This is a genomic window from Aequorivita antarctica (genome assembly GCF_007997155.1).
Taxonomy (GTDB): domain Bacteria; phylum Bacteroidota; class Bacteroidia; order Flavobacteriales; family Flavobacteriaceae; genus Aequorivita; species Aequorivita antarctica.
On record NZ_VORT01000059.1, the window covers coordinates 1 to 347 of the forward strand.

Annotated in this window: 1 protein-coding gene; it reads right to left on the reverse strand. The window is 42.1% G+C overall.

Translation table 11 applies throughout. The features are described 5' to 3' along the window. Positions 1 to 347, reverse strand: a 347-nt coding sequence (locus ESU54_RS17715; protein ID WP_211362173.1) for a DUF7507 domain-containing protein, incomplete at both ends; no start/stop codon positions are given.

A 347-nucleotide genomic window follows, 5' to 3' on the forward strand; every position in this document is an offset into this window, starting at 1 on the left:
TGGTTTGTTACTTGCCCTGCATCTATATCAGCTTGTGTGACTGCATACGTTCCTGTATATATCCAAGTTTCGGTTACATCAAGTTCGCCATCGCCATCGGTATCACCAGTTGGGCCAGTAATTGTTGCAATCATTATATCTGTTACAGATACATTGCTCAAGCTCACGTTGCCTTCATTAGTTACTGTGAACGTGTAGCTGATGGTCTCATCAACATCTGTACAACCGTTTTGGTTCTCATCATTCAAGATTCCTGTTTTCACGATTGCAATTACTGGATTCTGACACAGTTCGATTACCGTTGGGTCATTTTCTAGTACGCTGCTCTCATCAGAAAGATCGCTTAC